This is a genomic window from Ramlibacter agri, assembly GCF_012927085.1.
GTDB classification, from domain to species: domain Bacteria; phylum Pseudomonadota; class Gammaproteobacteria; order Burkholderiales; family Burkholderiaceae_C; genus Ramlibacter; species Ramlibacter agri.
The window spans coordinates 65,087-80,569 of the sequence record NZ_JABBFX010000006.1 but is presented as its reverse complement, the minus strand read 5'-3'; the positions used below and the strand labels follow the sequence as shown (position 1 = coordinate 80,569).

Genomic DNA, 15,483 nt, shown 5'->3' with positions numbered 1-15,483 from the left:
CAAGCTCAGTGCGGCGGCGGAGCAGATGGCGTTGACGCAGTCGGCCATCAGCGTCCTGATCCGGCAGCTGGAAGAAGGCCAGGGCACGCGCCTGTTCGACCGCACGACACGTTCGCTGCGGCCCACGCGGGCGGCGGAGGAGGCGGTGGTGGTGGCCGAGCGCATCCTGCGCGACATCGATTCACTCGGCGCCGGGCTGCGCGACCTGTCGGCGCTGCGGCGCGGGCGCGTGTCGCTGGCGGTCACGCCGACGCTGGGCGAGATCCTGCTGCCCAAGGTGCTGGAGCGCTTCAGCCTGAAGCATCCGCAGATCCAGGTAGTGGTGGACGATTGCGCGCCGGAGCAGTTCGTCTCGCGCGTGGTCGGCGAGCACGTGGACCTCGGGCTGGGCACGCCGGAGCGGGCCGCCGCCGACGTCGACACGCAGCGGCTGCTGGTCGACCACCTGGCGCTGGTTTGCCGGCGCGACCATCCGCTGGCGGCGCTCCGCAGCACGCGCTGGGCCGACCTGCAAGGCCACGCGCTGATCACGGTGCGACCGGGCTACGGCATCCGCCCGCTGATCGACGGCGCGGCGGCGCAGGCCGGCGTGCAGCTGGACGTGGTGAACGAAGTGACCTTCCTATCCACGGCGCTGTGGATGGTGCGCAGCGGCCTGGGCGCCGCCCTGATGCCTTCCGCCTACGCGCGCACGCCGGCTGGCGATGCGCTGGTGGTGCGCAAGCTCACCGCGCCGGTCGTCTCGCGCGACATCTCGGTGGTCACCAAGCGCGGCCGCTCGTTGTCACCGGCCGCCGAAGCGCTGGTGGCCGTGCTGCGCGCGGAGCTGAAGTAAAGCTCAGCGCCGCGGCGCGATGCGTTCGCCGGGCAGGCAGTCGTAGGGCAGGCGGAAGCCGGGCTGGACGGCGATGCGCTGCATCCAGCGGCCGATGGCCGGGTATTGCTTGCGCACGTCGTAGCCGCTTTCTTCCGGCGGGAAGAACAGGTAGCCGCACAGCGAGAAGTCGGCCACGGTCGGAGCCGTGCCGACCATGAAATCGCGCGACTGCAAATGCTTGTCCACCAGGCCGAAGGCGTGGTCGATGCGGCTCCTGAGCCACTGCGTCACCGCCGGGTCCGTGGGCTCCGGCGCGAAAGCGTGCTGCCAGCGGTGGCTGGCGAAGTAGCTGGTGAACTTGTGGTTGTCGTAGAGGATCCAGCGCAGCACTTCGCGCTGCTGGTCTTCGCCTTCGCCGCCGAAGCGGCCGTGCTTGCGCGCCAGGTGCAGCAGGATCAGGCCGGACTGCGTCAGCCGCAGCTCACCGTCCTGCAGCACGGGCGCTTCGCCCATCTCGTTGAGGCCGTCGCGCCAGGCGGCGTCGCGCGTGGCGCCGCCGAAGTAGTCCACGAAAACGGGCTGCCAGGGCTGGCCCAGCAGGTCCAGGGCCAGCGCAGCTTTCCAGGTGTTGCCGGATTGGCAGAAGCCGTGCAGTTGATACATGGCCGCTTTCTACCATGCGCCTGTCGGCCGGCCCGCACAAGCGCTGGGGCGCCAGCCCGACCCCGGCCGCGCCTGGCCGCGGGGACCATGGCTGCAACACGAAAGGACCCGCCATGCCCGAACAACGCTCCAGCCACGAAGTCCTGTGGGACCTGGTCAAGGACACCCGCTTCTGCATGCTGTCGCACCGCCATGCCGACGGCACGTTGCATTCGCACCCGCTGACCACCCAGAACAAGGCGCTGGACGAAGGCGCGACGCTGTACTTCCTGGTGTCGAAGTCGACCGAGCTGGGCCAGCGGCTGCAGCTGGATGGCAACGTGAACCTGAGCTACGCCAACCCCAAGGACGACACCTGGGTCTCCATCAGCGGCACGGCCCGCGTGCTCGAGGACGCGCAGAAGAAGCAGGAGGTGTTCGACACCATGGACAAGGCCTGGTTCTCCGGCCCGCAGGACCCCGACCTGGAACTGGTCGCCGTGCACATCGACGAAGCCGAGTACTGGAACGTCAAGGAGAACAAGCTGCTGCAGCTGCTGAAGATGGCCCGCGCGGCCAGCGGCGGCGACCGCCCGAAGATGGGCGAGCACCGCGAGCTGCACTTCAACAGCTAGTACTGCTGCCAGCCGGCCTTGGGGAGGCCGGCGGGGGCCCGGGAGGCGATGCGCGCGAACGCCGGCTTGGCTGGCGTGACCGCCGGAGCTTCTTCCACCTGGAAGCGCTTGATCATCTCCCGCATCTGGCGCGCTTCCTCGGCCAGCGCATCGGTCGCCGCCGCGGCCTGTTCGACCGCCGCGGCGTTCTGCTGCACCACCTGTTCCATCTCGCTGACGGCGCTGTTCACCTGGCCGATGCCGGTGCTCTGCTCCGCGCTCGCTGCCGCGATCTCGGCGATCAGTTCGCCCACCTTGTGGACCGAGCCGACGATCTCCGTCATGGTGGCGCCGGCCTCGCCGACCAGGCGGCTGCCGGCATCGACCTTTTCCACCGAGTCGTGAATCAGCGCCTTGATCTCGCGCGCCGCTTCTGCGCTGCGCTGCGCCAGGTTGCGCACCTCGGACGCCACCACCGCGAAGCCGCGGCCCTGTTCGCCGGCGCGCGCCGCTTCCACCGCTGCATTCAAGGCGAGGATATTGGTCTGGAAGGCGATGCCGTCGATCACGCCGATGATCTCGCTGATGCGGCGCGAGGACGCCGTGATCGCGTCCATCGTGGCGACCACCTGGCCCACCACTTCGCCGCCGCGGCCGGCCACGGTGCTGGCGCCGCGGGCCAGGGCGTTGGCCTCGTGCGCCGTTTCGGCGTTGTGCTGCACGGTGGCGGTCAGTTCCTCCATCGAGCTGGCCGTTTCCTCCAGCGTGGTGGCCTGCGCCTCGGTGCGCTGCGACAGGTCGCGGTTGCCCTGCGCGATCTGCGCGCTGGCGTCGGCCACCGTGTGCGCGCTGCGGGCCACGCCGCTCACCAGCGTGCCCAGGTCGCGCGTCATGCGCTCCAGGCCGTCCAGCATCTTCTGGGTCTCGCCGTAGGCGGTGACGTCGACGCGGGCCGTCAGGTCGCCCTCGGCAACGCGGCCGATCACGCGAGCCGCGGCGCGGATGTTGCGCAGGATGCCATCGCGGATGGTGAGCCGCAGCACCACGGCCAGCACACCGGCGATGAGGATGAAGCCGCCTGCCAGCCGCAGGGCTTCGTTGCGATCGGCTTCCTGCTGGCGCTCGAGGCGGGAGGCCTCCTGCTGCGCCCAGTCGTGCGCCGCGCCGTGGTCGGCGGCCGCTTGCAATACCGCGCGGGCCTGCACCTGCGCGCGTTCCTGCGCCAGCAGCCCCCAGCCGCCCAGGGCCAGCAGGGCGGCGAACACCAGGCCCAGCAAGGCGTTGAGCTTGGTGATCACGGAGATATTGCGCAGCATCGGGACATCCAGCAGGCGGTCGTCGCCTCGCCCCACTGTGGCACGGTCTTGGTGCGCCATCCCCCGAATGGAGTAGATGGCGTGAAGAACTCCGCAAAACTGCGGGTAAACCCGGGGACTTAAGGTCGTTTCTGTGCCAACTGGCGGCAGAAGCTGGTGCGGCTGGTGTAGTCCGCGCCCCAGGTTCGGAAGCCGGTGCGGTCCACGTGGATGCGCCCGCTGGGGTAACGGCTCAGGCCCATGTTCCAGCCTTGGCCGCTCTGGCGGAAGAAGTCGCACAGCTTCTGGTCGTCGCCGGGCGCCAGCAGCACCAGGTCCACCGCGAACTGCATGTGCGAGCTGTGCCTGGCCCCGCCGGCGCAGCGGTTCAGCGCCGGGTCGCGGTAGGCCGAGACCACCGAGAACGGGCCGAGCACCTTGGTCCGCCGCAGCTCCTGCAGCAGTGCCAGGACGCGGGCGGCCTCCGGCCATTCCGCGCGCGGCGGGACCTGGAAGGGCGCGGCCTGGCATTCCTTCCACATCGACGCCGTGCGCAGCAGCTGCCAGGTGGGCGAGACGTCCAGCACCTGCTGCTGCGCCAGGTAGGCCTCGAAGGCGGCCACCTCCGCGCGCTGCATCGGCAGCCACTGCAGGAACATGGCTTCGGTGCGGTTGTCATCGGGCACGGCCGCGGCGCTGCAGCCGCACGCGAGCAGCAGCGTGGCCAGGCAGGCCAGCCGCCGGCTGCCACCGCCTTCAACTGTGGCGCGGTGTGGTCCTGCCATCGGCCAGGGTGTCGTTGCCACCTGATTGCGCACCCACCCAGCGTTTCACCCGCTCGGCGTCGTCGAGGCGGCTGCGCTTGTCGCCGGAATCCAGCAGGACCATCACGACGTCGTGTCCGCCCATGCGCGACTTCACCGTCATGCACATGCCCGCTTCGATGATGTAGCCGGTCTTCTGGAACTCGACGTCCCACTTCGGGTTCTTCACCAGCCGGTTGGAGTTGTTGTACAGGAGCTTGCGGCCGCCAAACGCCACCTGCAGGCTCTTGGTGGTGGTGAACTCGCGCAGCAGCGGCTGCCTGGACGCGGTCAGCGCCAGCAGCGCGAGGTCGTGCGCGGTCGACTGGTTCTGGTGCGAGAGCCCGGTCGGTTCCACGTAGGTCGTGCTCTTCATCCCGAGCTGGCGTGCGCGCGTGTTCATCGCGTTGACGAACTGGGCGAGGCCGCCGGGGAAGGTGCGGCCCAGCGCGTGTGCCGCGCGGTTCTCGCTGGACATCAGCGCCAGGTGCAAGGCCTCGACGCGCGTCAGCGTGGTGCCCACGCGCAGGCGCGAGCGGCTGTGCAGCTCGGTGTCCACGTCTTCCTGCGTGATGGTGATCACTTCGTCCATCGGCAGCTTCGCTTCGACCGTGAGCAGGCCCGTCATCATCTTGGTGAGCGAAGCGATGGGCAGGATCGCGTCCTCGTTCTTCTGCACCAGCACCTGGCCGGTGTCGGCGTCGATCGCATAGGCGGCGCTGGCCGACAGCCGCAGCGGATCCTTGACCTTGTTGAGGCCGGCGGCGTGGCCGGCCGACTGCCGGATCGTGATGGGCGGCGGCGACTCGGCTTCCGGCACGACCTCGACTCCGGGCGGCGCGGGTGGCTCCGCCGTGGCGACCTCGGTGTCGGGCGCGGGCGCCGGTGCCACCGGGCCGGTCGCGGTCGCGCGGCCCTGCGGCGGCCCGTTGTGCGGCAGGTCGAAGGTCGTGCGCACGCAGACGACGGCCACCGCAATGAGCGCGGCGAGCGCCGCGGCGGTGAGGCCGGTTCGCAAGGTTCGGTCGGAATGGCGCATCGGCAAGTCGCTCCCTGGTGCAGCCTTCTCTGGGCTGCAGACATTCTGGCGAAGCACGAGCGCGGCCACGCTGGAGAAGGGAGGCAGCTCGTGTAGTCTGATTCCGCCGCTTGCGCCAGCGGTCGCCGCGCCAGGGGTGCAGGACTACAACGGAGGTTTATGCAGCCAACGGAAGAGACAGCTCGAAGCGCACGCCCTCGTCCGCATTGACCGCGCGCACGCTGCCGCCCATCTTGGCCATGTAGGTCCGGGCCACGAACAGGCCCTGGCCGCGGTGCGATGAGCCAGGGGCGGCATCGCTGACGCCGTAGTCGAAGATGGCCTCCAGCCGCTCGGGCGCGATCATCGCGCCGGCGTTGTGGATCCCGATCACCGCGAAGCCCTCCTGCCGCGCCAGGCTCAGCGTGATCGGCGTGCCCGGGTTGCGGTGCCGGTCCGCGTTGCGCAGGATGTGCGTGACCGCGTCCTCCAGCGGGAATTCGTCGGCGCGCACCATCACCGGCTGGCCGCCGCCGGCATAGCGCACGCCGGCGATCTCGGCGAACTGGGCGTTGTCGGCCACGTGCTGCAGGAAGCGGTCCAGGTCCAGCGGCGCCAGTTCCAGCTCCGCCGCCGCCAGTGCTTCGCTCGGTGAAGCCTGGCCGTACAGGACGCGCACGGCCTGCTGCATGCGCTGGACGTAGCGGTGCGCCGGGTCGCCGGCGTCGGGGTGCAGCACCATCAGCGACTGCAGCGGCGACAGGATCTCGTGGCCCACCGCCTGCAAGGTGTCGCGCTCGCGCTGGGCCCGCAGCTGCTCGCGCTGCACGTCGCTCTTCACCCGTTGCATCAGGTCCGACAGGCCGCCGGCCAGGATGCCCAGCTCGTCGGAGCCGCGCAGGTCGGACACATCGAGCTGGCCGATGCGCGCGTCCCAGGTCGGCTCCTTCTGCATGTTGTGCGACACCGCGGCGGCGCGCCGGGTCAGCACGGCGATGCGCCGGATCAGGCCGATTTCGATGACCAGCCACGCGACGACGATCGCGCCCAGCATCGCGGCCACGTACCAGGACAGCCGCGTGGCGATCACGCCCAGGCTGCGGTCGATGCCACGGGCGTCGCCGGTGAAGCGCGCCTCGTAGCTGGCCAGCGGCGTCGCGATGAGGTCCTTGCCTTGCAGCGGCGCCGGCTTCTCCGTGACCGGCAGTTGGTCGATCAGGCGCAGGATCAGCGGCGAGGTGCGGGCGGCCGCATCGTCGCGCGCCTTCAGCACCAGCGGCGGTTCGCTGGTCTCGCCCTGGCGCGTGAGCGTCAGCACTTCGCCGGGCTGCAGCGGGCGCGCGAGATCCGACAGCGAGGCCGGCGCCAGCGCGCCCGGCGCATTGCTGTCGAACAGCGGTGGCGTGTCGCCGGGGCCCAGCACCTGCACGTGCACGCGGATGTGGTCCAGGTCCGGCGGCGGCCACTGTGGGTGGCGGGCCGTCAGCGCGTCGCGGAAAGCTTCCACCGGCAGCCGGATCGCATAGGACACGCGGCGCGGGCAATCGGGCAGCTCGCCGCCGGCGGAGCAGGTGGCGCTTTGCCACAGCCAGCCGCGGAAGTCGCGCACCGGCTTGTCGTCGTCGGCCAGCGGCGCTTCGCCCGTCGTCGCGAAGGCGGTGAGCCGGCCGCGCACCAGCGGCTCGCCGCGCAGCGACAGCTGCTCGAAGGGCGCGACCCAGGTCATGAGCTCGCCGCGCATTTCGACGCGGATGCGCATGCGGTGCACCGACTGCAGGTCGAGGATGCCGGGGTCGCGCCAGGCCAGTTCGCCGGCGGAGAAGCCGCCCACCAGGTAGAGCCAGCTGCCGGTGTAGGGGTTGCTGCCTACCGCGGCGCACAGCGAGCTGTCGTCGGGGTAGACCACGGCGCAGCCGGCCTGCTCCACGGCCTGTTGCGCCTTGCTGGGGTCGTCCAGGTCCAGCGCGGGGTAGGGCAGCACCAGCGGCCGCAGGGGCGTGGCCACTTCGACGGCCCTGGTGTTCATCAGCGCGAGCTGGCCGGCGGGCTGGCGCAGCCGCGCCATCAGCTCCGCCTGCGACTGCCGGAAGTTCTGCTGGTAGCTGCGGTAGCTGCGTTCCTTCTCGTCCTGCAACAGCAGCACGGCGAAGGCGATGGTCGCCAGCGCCAGCAGCAGGAACACGCCGCGGAACAGCAGCCGCCGGCGGAAGGAGGCGATGCCGAGCCGCGGCACCTCCAGCAGCTCGGGCAGCCCCAGCTTCATCGCCGGGCGACCCAGCGGAAGCCGCGCATGGGCACGTTCTCGATGCCGTCGAAAGCGGCGTCCACTTCGCGGAAGGCGTCGCGGATGGTGCTGACGTGCTTGCGCACGTTGTCGCGGTTGCGCCCGCTCTTCACCACGTCGAACAGGTCCTCGTAGGAAACGACTTCACCCTGGCGCTGGTACAGCGTGGCCAGGATGCGCTGCGCCGTCAGCGGCAGGTTGATGCGTTCGCCGCGCCAGGTGGGCGTGCGCTGCCACAGCGGGTCCAGCGCCAGCTCGCCGGCCTGTGCCGCGGTGGCGCCGCGCTGCGCCTTGCGCTCGCGCGCCACCCGCAGGATCTCGAGGAAGGTCTCGATGAAATCGGCCTCCTCGAAGGTGGTCTTCTGCAGGTAATCCCAGGCGTCCAGCGCCTTCATGATGCTGCGGTAGATGGCCGCCGGCATGGCGCTGACCACCAGCACCGGCACGCCCGTGCCCTGCTTGTTGATCTCGTTGATCAGGGCGACGCCGGCATGGCGTTCGCGGCCCAGTTCGATGTCCAGCAGCACCACGTCGTAGGCCTCGCGGGCCAGCGCGGCTTCCGCCTCGTCGCGGGTGAACCACTGGTCGATGGTGAGGTCCGGCCGGGCGGCGCGGATCCAGCCGGCCAGCTGGTTGCTGGTGGGGTGATCGTCCTCGATGACGGCGACGCGGGTCATGGCGCGGATTATCGGCTGCGCCTTCGCAGGCCCTCGTGAAGATTTCTTCCGGGGCGTGAACGAAGCCGCCCCGCGGCTGCATTGTTCCCTCCCGGCGCGCTCCGAAGAATGGCCTCCACACGTCAAGCACGAAGGAGAAACGCGATGCAAACCAGGCCCGACACCACGCTCCGCGCCCTGCGCGACCTCGCCCTGCTGGCCGCCGCCGGCCTTGCCGCCGCCTCGCTGTGGGCGGGCAGCCTGCAGGAAGGCTACATCGTCGAATCCGGCACCTGGCAGCAGGAGGTGCAGCGCGCCGGTGCCGAGCCCTGGCCGCAGGACGGCTGGTATCGCCTGGTGCCGCAGCAGCGGGCGCTGGAAGTGCGCGCCGTCCGCCCGGCCGATGTCGCCGCCGCGCCGGCGGACGCCCTGTACCTGCACCTGCCCGGCGCGCCGCTTGCGGAAGGCGTGCGGCCGACGTACTTCGCGCCCTCGGCGTTGCAGCTGCCGGAGCTGGGCCAGGACTACGAGCTCACCTTCAAGGGCCAGCGCTTCGCGCTGCGCGTCGAGAACGTCGTCAAGGGCATGCAATACACCATCGCCTACGGCGGCCACACCTACAGCTACGTGCTCGGCCCGTTCGACGCCACCACGACCGCGGTGCGCCTGGTCGCCGATCTCGATGGCGACAACCTGCCCGACTTCCTGGTGCAGGTCGATGGCGCCGGCTACCTGCTGCTGTCCTCGCGCGCCGTGCCGGGCGCCAACCTGCCGGCCGCCGAACTCTTTGCCAGCCTTGACGGCTGAACCCACGACCGAAGTCCCCCCACGGAGAACACCATGCTCGCCAAGCTGAAGACCATCGCCCGCGCCGCCCGCCTTGCCGTGGCGCGCACCCTGCGCCGCCACCGCGGCGCGCCGGACCCGCTGACCGCCGAAGGCGCGCAGCAGCGCTTCGCGCAGGTCCGAGGGGCGGCGATCGCCATCGCCGTCGTCGGTGCCACCGGCTGGGTGCTGTGGAAGCACGCCCCGGTGCAGGGCGCAGGCCCCGGCGAGGTCGGCGTGCGCACCAACCAGCTCACGGGCCAGGTGGTGCAATGGCGCGACGGCTCGGTGCTGGTGCTGCCCGGCGTGCACCAGGCCCAGGTGTTCTCGCTGCGCGACCGCGTCTACAAGCCGCTGCAGATGTCCAGTGCCTCCGGCCAGGCGCCGGTGCAGTCGGTGGAAGGGCTGTCGGTCGGCGTCGACCTCGCGGTGCGCTACGCGCTCGATCCGTCCAAGGTCACCACGACGGCGCGCAACCTGCCGCCCGACCTGGGCGCGGAGGTCGTCGAGCCCGCGGTGCAGGGCATCGCCTACAAGGTCTTTGCCCGCTATACGGTGCGCGAGATCTTCTCCACCAGGCGCGTGGAGATCCAGCAGGCGCTGGAAACCGAACTGCGTGGCAAGCTGGCCGCCGACGGCGTGCTGCTGCGCGGCGTGCAGGTGGGCAAGGTGGACCTGCCGGCCGACTACAAGCGCGGCATGGAGAACCTGCTGGCCGAGGAACTGGAAACGCAGAAGATGCAGTACACGCTGGAGCTGAAGGACAAGCGCGTGAAGCAGGTGGAGCTGGAAGCGAACGCCGAAAAGGTGCAGCGCGAAGTGCGCGCCGAAGCCGCGGCGCGCGAGCAGGTCATCGCCGCCCGCGCCCAGGAAGAGGCGATGAAGCACGTGCTGCCCTTCAAGGAGCGCCAGATCGAGCAGCGCCGGCTGGAAGCCGAGGCCGAGAAGGAAGCGCGGCTGAAGATGGCCGAAGGCAACGCGCAGGCTCGCCGTATCGAGGCGACCGGCGAGGCCGATGCGCGCCGCAAGCTGGCCGAGGCCGAAGCCTTCCGCATGGAGAAAGTGGGCCAGGCCAACGCCGACCAGATGGCGCGCGAGGGCAGCCTGATCAGCAAGCATCCGCTCCTGATCCAGAAGACGTTGGCCGACAAGCTCTCGGACAAGGTGCAGGTGATCATCGCCCCGCCCGGAACTGGCAGCAGCTTTCTGGCCGCCAACCTGCTCGGTGGCGCCGGTGCGCAGCCGCAGCCCGAAGTGCAGCACGCCGCCGCGTCGGCCGAGGAGCAGTGAGCATGCTGGCCGCCGCTGCCCTCCTCACCGCGATCGTCACCACCGACCAGGCCGCGCTGCGCGCTTCGGCGCGCGACTCGGCCCCGCCGCAGTCGCAGCTGTGGCAGGGCGAGGTGCTGGAAGTGCGCGGCGAACGCCTCGACTACCTGCAGGTCTGGGACCATGCACATGAACGTGGCGGCTACGTCAAGGCGACGCAGGTGAAGCGGCTGGCGCTGGCACCGGCCGAAGCGCCGGAGCTGCTGGCGGTGCTGCGCTTCATGCGCGAGGCGCCCGGCGCGGAGTCGCTGGGCATCGCCATCGCCGCCGCCTGGCTGCAGGCCGCGCCGGCTGAATCGGTGCGTGGCCCGGAAGGCAGCGAAGTGCTGGACGTGCTGGGCACCTTCGCCGAGCGGCTGGCGCAGCGCGCCACCACCGGCGCGGCCAGCAAGCAGGGGCAGGCGGCGCTCACGGCGCACCTGGACGTGGCGGGCCGCTACGGCGTCAAGTTCGCCAGCTACGAGCAGCAGGGTCGCATGCGCGTCTGCTATGACGGCGAGGCTTTCCGCCGCGTGCTGGCGCTGCCGGCCTCCCAACCGCAGCAGAAGGCGCATGCAGCGCTGGCGCTGACCAAGCCCGAATGCCTGGACCCGGCCCTGCAGCCGCTGCAGCGGCACGAGGTGAACTTATGGCGGGCGCAGGTGCTGGAACACGTGGACGCCGCGGCCCTGCCCGCCTGGCTGCAGAACAAGCTGGCGCTGCGGCGGGCCAGCGTGTTCGCCACACTGGCTTACGAGCAGGCGCGTATCGACGGTGGCGGCGAAGGGCAGGCGCAGCGCGCGATCGTCGAACTGGCGCGGGTGCAGCGAGGCGAACTGCTGGAGGAAGACGCCGCCGCGTACAACGACGCAGCGATGCGCGTGAACGCTTCGCGCTGGGCGGCAGTGGCGCGGCCGTCGGATGCGCCGTTGACGGCGCGGGCGAGCATCGCCACGGAGCGAGGGCAGCCCGGCGAGACCTGCGTGCTGCTGGTCGACGCGAAGCACGATGCGGCGAATCCGCTGGCGCGCCGCTGCACTTATGCGCTGGTATGGACGCAGTCGGCCAGCCTCAACCGCGAGGGCAACGCGCTGGCGCTGGCGGTGCAACCCATCGACGGCTGGCGCGAGCTGTGGGTGTTCCGCCAGCAGCGCGGGAAGTGGGCTATCGATGTCTTGCCGCCGGCAAGCCTGCAACCGGAGCTGGGCTACGCGGAATTCGCGGGTTGGGTGCCGGGTGGGCAGCAATTGCTGCTGGCGCGGGAGGCGCGCGGGGAAGGGAAGTACCGGCGCAGCTTCGAGGTGGTGTCGCTGGACAGCCTGGTGGCGCAGAAGCAGGGCGGGGACGCCAACTCGCTGGGGCAGTTCCAGCGGTGGGCGGATCCGTCGTGGCGGAAGATGTCGGTGGCTGTGCGGTGAGGAACACTGGGGTCGCTCGCCTTGCTCGCGAACCCAGCCTACAGCGTCGTTGTTGGCAAGCAGATCACAGCGCCGCCGCCTGGCGCCGCGCCCGCTTCACATACTCCGGCAAGAAGCTCCGCCGGCTGCGGTCCGCGAAAGCCACCGTCACCTGCGTCGCGTTGGCTTCCTCCACCACGCCGCGGCCATAGCGCTTCACTTCCACCACGTCGCCGCGCGTGAACACGGGTGACGTGTCTTCTTCTTCGGCTTCCTCCACGACCGGCGCGCGGCGCAGCAAGTCTTCCACCACGGCTTCATGCGCGGCGATGCGGCGGCAGTTGTCGCAGTGTTCGCAGCGCTCGAAGGGCGCGCCGCCTTCCAGGTGCTCCAGCAGCACGCGCCATCGGCACTGGCCGGTCTGCGCGTAGAACACCATGCGTTCCAGCGCCTCGCGGTCCAGGTCGCGCTTGCGGCCATAGGTCTCGGTCAGCTCGCGCATGCGCGCGCCGCCGGCCTGGGCTTTCAGCAGGCGCAGCGAGCCATCCCTGGCCTGGCCGACGATCCTGTCCTTGCGCAGCAGGCCCAGCGCCACCTGCAGCTTGGCGCGGGCGCGCGCCACGCGCGCCTGCAGCAGCGGCAGCGTCCACGCGGACACGCCTTGCGGCGGCGGGGCGCGCAGGGTCTGCAGCACGGCGGCCGCGTCCTCCTCGCCGGGATAGCGGCCGGCCATGAAGAACTGCTGGATCGCCTTGTCGCCGCGCAGGAACAGCAAGGTGCAGCGCGCCAGCTGGCCGTCGCGCCCGGCGCGGCCGGCTTCCTGGTAGTAGGCCTCCAAGGTCGCCGGCAGCTGGTAGTGCAGCACGAAGCGGATGTCCGGCTTGTCGATGCCGAGCCCGAAGGCATTGGTCGCCACCATCACGCGGCGTTCGCCGGACATGAAGGCCTCCTGCGCCGCATGCCGGTCCGGCGTCGACAGCTTGCCGTGGTACAGCCCCGTCGATTCATCGGCGGCGAGCAGCGCCTCGTGCACCGCTTGCGCCGCCTTCACGGTGGCCGTGTAGACGATGCCCGAGCCGCTGGTGCCGCGCACCAGCTTCAGCGCCTGCGCCAGCTTGTCGGCTTCCCTGGCCACCGGGACGACGCGCAGGTCCAGGTTGGGCCGGTAGGCGCTGGTGTTCACCAGGCCGGCGGCGGGGATGCGCAGCTGCTTGCAGATGTCCTGGGCGATCTCCTCGGTGGCGGTCGCGGTGAGCGCCAGCACCACGGGCTTTCCCAGGCGCGGCAGCGCGTGCGCGATCTCCAGGAAGGCCGGGCGGAAGTCGTGGCCCCATTGCGAGATGCAGTGTGCCTCGTCCACGGCCAGCAGGCTGACCGGGTGGGTCAGCACCATGTCCAGGAAGGCGGGTTCCGCCAGCCGCTCGGGCGTGGTCATGATGATGCGGGCGCTGCCGTCCGCCACGGCTTCTTCGGCCGCCCGCGCCTCTTCGCTGTCGACGGCGCTGTTCACCTGCACGGCGGGGATGCCCAAGGCGCGCAGCGACTCGCACTGGTCCTTCATCAGGGCGATGAGCGGCGACACGACCACGGTGCGACCGGGCAGCAGCAGCGCCGGCAGCTGGTAGCACAGCGACTTGCCGGCGCCGGTGGGCATCACGGCCAGCGTGGGCAGGCCGGCGAGCACGCGCTCGATCACCGTGGCCTGGCCAGGGCGCAGGCGCGACAGCCCGAAGGTGTCGCGCAGCACCGTGCGCACCTGCCGCGGCGCGGCTTGCGGGGTCCTCCTCCGGGGGGCGGCCATGCGCCGCTCAGGTCTGCGGGTCGGATTCGTCCTGGTCGGCGAGCGCCTGGGCCTCGTCGCTGTCCAGGTCGGTCATCTCCATCGCATCCGGGTCGGCTTCCGGGAAGCCTTCATCGTCCGCCAGGTTCACCACCTTGTCGGGCAGGATGTCGCCGCCTTCGCGGCCGTCGCGACCCGCCACGTTGGCGCGCTCGCCGGTGCCGGCGGCGTCGCTGTCTTCATGGGCTTCGCTGCTGCCCACGGTGTCGCTGCCGCTGTCCGAGTTGTCGCTCGGGCCCAGCAGGTCGGAATCGCGGCCGGCGGGGTTGGTGGGCGCGGTGTCCGCGCCCATGATGCTGCTGTAGGCCATGGGATCTCCTTCGCGTTGTTCGTTAACTAGTTTGCGGCGGCGCCCTGTCGTGCAAGGTCGGAGCCCGCACCGCCGCGGTGTCGGACGCCGCCCAGCGCCGGCCTGTACAGTCGGCGCCAGAGGAGACCAGCAAGATGAATGCCCCTGCCTTCCGCGCCATCGCGCAGCTCGTCGCGGCACACGCCCGGGCGTGGCCGCGGCAGGTAGCTGTGCAGCAAGGCGGACGCAGCCTGGACTGGGCCAGCCTGGACGCGGCCGTGGACCGCGTGGCCGCGACCCTGCAGCGCGACGGCGTGCGGCCGCGCGACAGCATCGCCATCTGCGGCGCCAATTCGATCGACTACCTGGTGCTGTTCCTGGGAGGCCTGCGCGCCGGCGCGGCCGTGGCGCCGCTGCCGAACACGGCGCTGCCGCAGCAGCTGGCCGGCATGGTCGAAGACAGCGGCGCCCGGGTCTTCTTCACCGACGCCAGCGTGCCTGACTTCGCCACCCGCGCGCCGCGCATCGGCATGGAGGACCCGGATGCGCTGCGGGCCTGGCTGGCGCCGGCCGGCAGCCGGCCTCGTCCGGTGGCTGTGCAGCCGGACTGGGCCTTCAACATCATCTATTCGTCCGGCACCACGGGGACGCCCAAGGGCATCGTGCAGCCGCACCGCATGCGCTGGGCCCATGTGGCCCGGGCCGAGAACTACGGCTACGACGCCGACGCGGTGGCGCTGGTCGCGACCTCGCTGTGCTCCAACACCACGCTGGTCGCCGTCTTTCCCTGCCTGGCCAAGGGCGGCCGCGTCGTGCTGACCGAAGGCCGCTTCGACCCGGCCGCCTACCTGCGTCTGGCCCAGCGCGAGCGGGCCACCCACGCCATGCTGGTGCCGGTGCAGTACCAGCGGCTGATGGCGCTGCCCGATTTCGACCGGCATGACCTCGGCGCCTTCCGCATGAAGTTCTGCACCAGCGCGCCTTTTGCGGCGGCCCTGAAGGCCGACGTGCTGGCGCGCTGGCCCGGCGGGCTGGTGGAGTACTACGGCATGACCGAGGGCGGCGGCACCTGCGTCCTGGAAGCCCACAAGTTCCCGGACAAGCTGCACACCGTCGGCAAGCCGGCCGAAGGCCACGACATCCGGCTCATCGACGAGGCCGGGCAGGTGCTGCCGGCGGGCGAGGTCGGCGAGGTGGTGGGGAATTCGGGCGCGATGATGGTCGGCTACCAGAACCAGCCGGGCAAGACGCGCGAAGCCGAGTGGCACGACGCCGGGGGCAAGCGCTTCATCCGCACCGGCGACGTCGGCCGCTTCGACGCCGACGGCTTCCTCACCTTGATGGACCGGCGCAAGGACATGGTGATCAGCGGCGGCTTCAACATCTACCCCAGCGACCTGGAAGCGGTGCTGCGGGGCCACCCCGCGGTGGCCGAGGCCGCGGTGGTGGGCGTGCCGTCGGAAACCTGGGGCGAGACGCCCGTGGCCTTCGTGGTCCCCCACGATGGCGCTCCCGCCGCGCCCGAACTGCGTGACTGGGCCAACGCCCGCCTGGGCAAGACCCAGCGGCTGGCGGACCTGCGTTTCCTGGCCGAGCTGCCGCGCAGCGACATCGGCAAGGTCCTGAAGCGCGAACTGCGCCAGTTCTACCTGAGGTCCTGAAACCACACCGGGATAGTTGCCCCGGCAGAGGTAG

At 70.8% G+C, this 15,483-nt stretch carries 14 protein-coding genes; 6 read left to right on the top strand and 8 right to left on the bottom strand.

All coding sequences use genetic code 11. The features are described 5' to 3' along the window. Nucleotides 1-25: 25 nt before the first annotated feature. Nucleotides 26-835, top strand: a complete 810-nt coding sequence (locus HHL11_RS33165; protein ID WP_240980538.1) for a LysR family transcriptional regulator — start codon at nt 26-28, stop codon at nt 833-835. Between the two features lie 3 nt (nt 836-838). Here HHL11_RS33165 and HHL11_RS33160 read toward each other — a convergent pair whose 3' ends face one another. Continuing rightward, nucleotides 839-1,480, bottom strand: coding sequence for a glutathione S-transferase family protein (locus tag HHL11_RS33160; RefSeq protein WP_169422923.1), 642 nt, complete (start codon nt 1,478-1,480; stop codon nt 839-841). Nucleotides 1,481-1,593: 113 nt separating this feature from the next. Here HHL11_RS33160 and HHL11_RS33155 point away from each other — a divergent pair, with 113 nt between their 5' ends. Next, entirely contained in the window at nt 1,594-2,094 is a 501-nt protein-coding gene (locus HHL11_RS33155) for a pyridoxamine 5'-phosphate oxidase family protein (RefSeq protein ID WP_169422922.1), read from the top strand. Here the strand turns inward: HHL11_RS33155 and HHL11_RS33150 are convergent. The 5 genes from HHL11_RS33150 to HHL11_RS33130 form a co-directional block, all read right to left on the bottom strand. Continuing rightward, entirely contained in the window at nt 2,091-3,449 is a 1,359-nt protein-coding gene (locus HHL11_RS33150; protein ID WP_205964810.1) for a methyl-accepting chemotaxis protein, read from the bottom strand. The genes HHL11_RS33155 and HHL11_RS33150 overlap by 4 nt on opposite strands. Before the next feature lie 59 nt (nt 3,450-3,508). Next, nucleotides 3,509-4,153, bottom strand: coding sequence for a D-Ala-D-Ala carboxypeptidase family metallohydrolase (locus tag HHL11_RS33145; protein ID WP_169422921.1), 645 nt, complete (start codon nt 4,151-4,153; stop codon nt 3,509-3,511). Beyond that, nucleotides 4,125-5,210 (bottom strand): D-alanyl-D-alanine carboxypeptidase family protein, encoded by a 1,086-nt coding sequence (locus HHL11_RS33140; protein ID WP_169422920.1) that lies wholly within the window; start codon nt 5,208-5,210, stop codon nt 4,125-4,127. The genes HHL11_RS33145 and HHL11_RS33140 overlap by 29 nt, the downstream gene beginning before the upstream one ends. Nucleotides 5,211-5,367: 157 nt before the next feature. After that, a complete protein-coding gene (locus tag HHL11_RS33135) occupies nt 5,368-7,452 on the bottom strand; it encodes a sensor histidine kinase (protein ID WP_169422919.1) in 2,085 nt (694 codons plus the stop codon). Continuing rightward, complete coding sequence (locus tag HHL11_RS33130; protein WP_169422918.1) at nt 7,449-8,150, bottom strand: response regulator; 702 nt, start codon at nt 8,148-8,150, stop codon at nt 7,449-7,451. Before HHL11_RS33130 ends, HHL11_RS33135 begins: the two co-directional genes overlap by 4 nt. Nucleotides 8,151-8,294: 144 nt before the next feature. Between HHL11_RS33130 and HHL11_RS33125 the strand changes: the two genes are divergently transcribed. The 3 genes from HHL11_RS33125 to HHL11_RS33115 are packed head-to-tail and all read left to right on the top strand — an operon-like array spanning nt 8,295 to nt 11,680. Beyond that, on the top strand, nt 8,295-8,936 hold the full coding sequence (locus HHL11_RS33125; protein ID WP_169422917.1) for a hypothetical protein: 642 nt from the start codon (nt 8,295-8,297) through the stop codon (nt 8,934-8,936). 33 nt (nt 8,937-8,969) lie between these two features. Then, nucleotides 8,970-10,244, top strand: coding sequence for an SPFH domain-containing protein (locus HHL11_RS33120; RefSeq protein ID WP_169422916.1), 1,275 nt, complete (start codon nt 8,970-8,972; stop codon nt 10,242-10,244). A gap of 2 nt (nt 10,245-10,246) precedes the next feature. After that, the gene (locus tag HHL11_RS33115; protein WP_169422915.1) at nt 10,247-11,680 is read left to right on the top strand and encodes an SH3 domain-containing protein; all 1,434 of its coding nucleotides are present in this window, start codon (nt 10,247-10,249) and stop codon (nt 11,678-11,680) included. A gap of 64 nt (nt 11,681-11,744) precedes the next feature. Here HHL11_RS33115 and HHL11_RS33110 read toward each other — a convergent pair whose 3' ends face one another. Both HHL11_RS33110 and HHL11_RS33105 read right to left on the bottom strand, forming a co-directional pair. Continuing rightward, nucleotides 11,745-13,460, bottom strand: a complete 1,716-nt coding sequence (locus tag HHL11_RS33110) for a RecQ family ATP-dependent DNA helicase (RefSeq protein WP_169422914.1) — start codon at nt 13,458-13,460, stop codon at nt 11,745-11,747. 7 nt (nt 13,461-13,467) lie between these two features. Then, nucleotides 13,468-13,809 carry a hypothetical protein gene (locus HHL11_RS33105; RefSeq protein ID WP_169422913.1) on the bottom strand — a complete coding sequence of 114 codons (342 nt, stop codon included), beginning with the start codon at nt 13,807-13,809 and terminating at the stop codon, nt 13,468-13,470. A 134-nt stretch (nt 13,810-13,943) separates the two neighbouring features. On the opposite strand from HHL11_RS33105, the gene HHL11_RS33100 reads away from it, so the two are divergent. Then, a complete protein-coding gene (locus HHL11_RS33100) occupies nt 13,944-15,449 on the top strand; it encodes a class I adenylate-forming enzyme family protein (RefSeq protein ID WP_169422912.1) in 1,506 nt (501 codons plus the stop codon). The last annotated feature ends 34 nt before the right edge of the window (nt 15,450-15,483 follow it).

Excerpts from the sequence above, each read along its gene's own strand:
- HHL11_RS33165 (WP_240980538.1), top strand. The coding sequence starts at position 26 with ATGGCGTTGACGCAGTCGGCCATCAGCGTCCTGATCCGGCAGCTGGAA.
- HHL11_RS33160 (WP_169422923.1), bottom strand. The coding sequence starts at position 1,480 with ATGTATCAACTGCACGGCTTCTGCCAATCCGGCAACACCTGGAAAGCT.
- HHL11_RS33155 (WP_169422922.1), top strand. The coding sequence starts at position 1,594 with ATGCCCGAACAACGCTCCAGCCACGAAGTCCTGTGGGACCTGGTCAAG.
- HHL11_RS33150 (WP_205964810.1), bottom strand. The coding sequence starts at position 3,449 with ATGGCGCACCAAGACCGTGCCACAGTGGGGCGAGGCGACGACCGCCTG.
- HHL11_RS33145 (WP_169422921.1), bottom strand. The coding sequence starts at position 4,153 with ATGGCAGGACCACACCGCGCCACAGTTGAAGGCGGTGGCAGCCGGCGG.
- HHL11_RS33140 (WP_169422920.1), bottom strand. The coding sequence starts at position 5,210 with ATGCGCCATTCCGACCGAACCTTGCGAACCGGCCTCACCGCCGCGGCG.
- HHL11_RS33135 (WP_169422919.1), bottom strand. The coding sequence starts at position 7,452 with ATGAAGCTGGGGCTGCCCGAGCTGCTGGAGGTGCCGCGGCTCGGCATC.
- HHL11_RS33130 (WP_169422918.1), bottom strand. The coding sequence starts at position 8,150 with ATGACCCGCGTCGCCGTCATCGAGGACGATCACCCCACCAGCAACCAG.
- HHL11_RS33125 (WP_169422917.1), top strand. The coding sequence starts at position 8,295 with ATGCAAACCAGGCCCGACACCACGCTCCGCGCCCTGCGCGACCTCGCC.
- HHL11_RS33120 (WP_169422916.1), top strand. The coding sequence starts at position 8,970 with ATGCTCGCCAAGCTGAAGACCATCGCCCGCGCCGCCCGCCTTGCCGTG.
- HHL11_RS33115 (WP_169422915.1), top strand. The coding sequence starts at position 10,247 with ATGCTGGCCGCCGCTGCCCTCCTCACCGCGATCGTCACCACCGACCAG.
- HHL11_RS33110 (WP_169422914.1), bottom strand. The coding sequence starts at position 13,460 with ATGGCCGCCCCCCGGAGGAGGACCCCGCAAGCCGCGCCGCGGCAGGTG.
- HHL11_RS33105 (WP_169422913.1), bottom strand. The coding sequence starts at position 13,809 with ATGGCCTACAGCAGCATCATGGGCGCGGACACCGCGCCCACCAACCCC.
- HHL11_RS33100 (WP_169422912.1), top strand. The coding sequence starts at position 13,944 with ATGAATGCCCCTGCCTTCCGCGCCATCGCGCAGCTCGTCGCGGCACAC.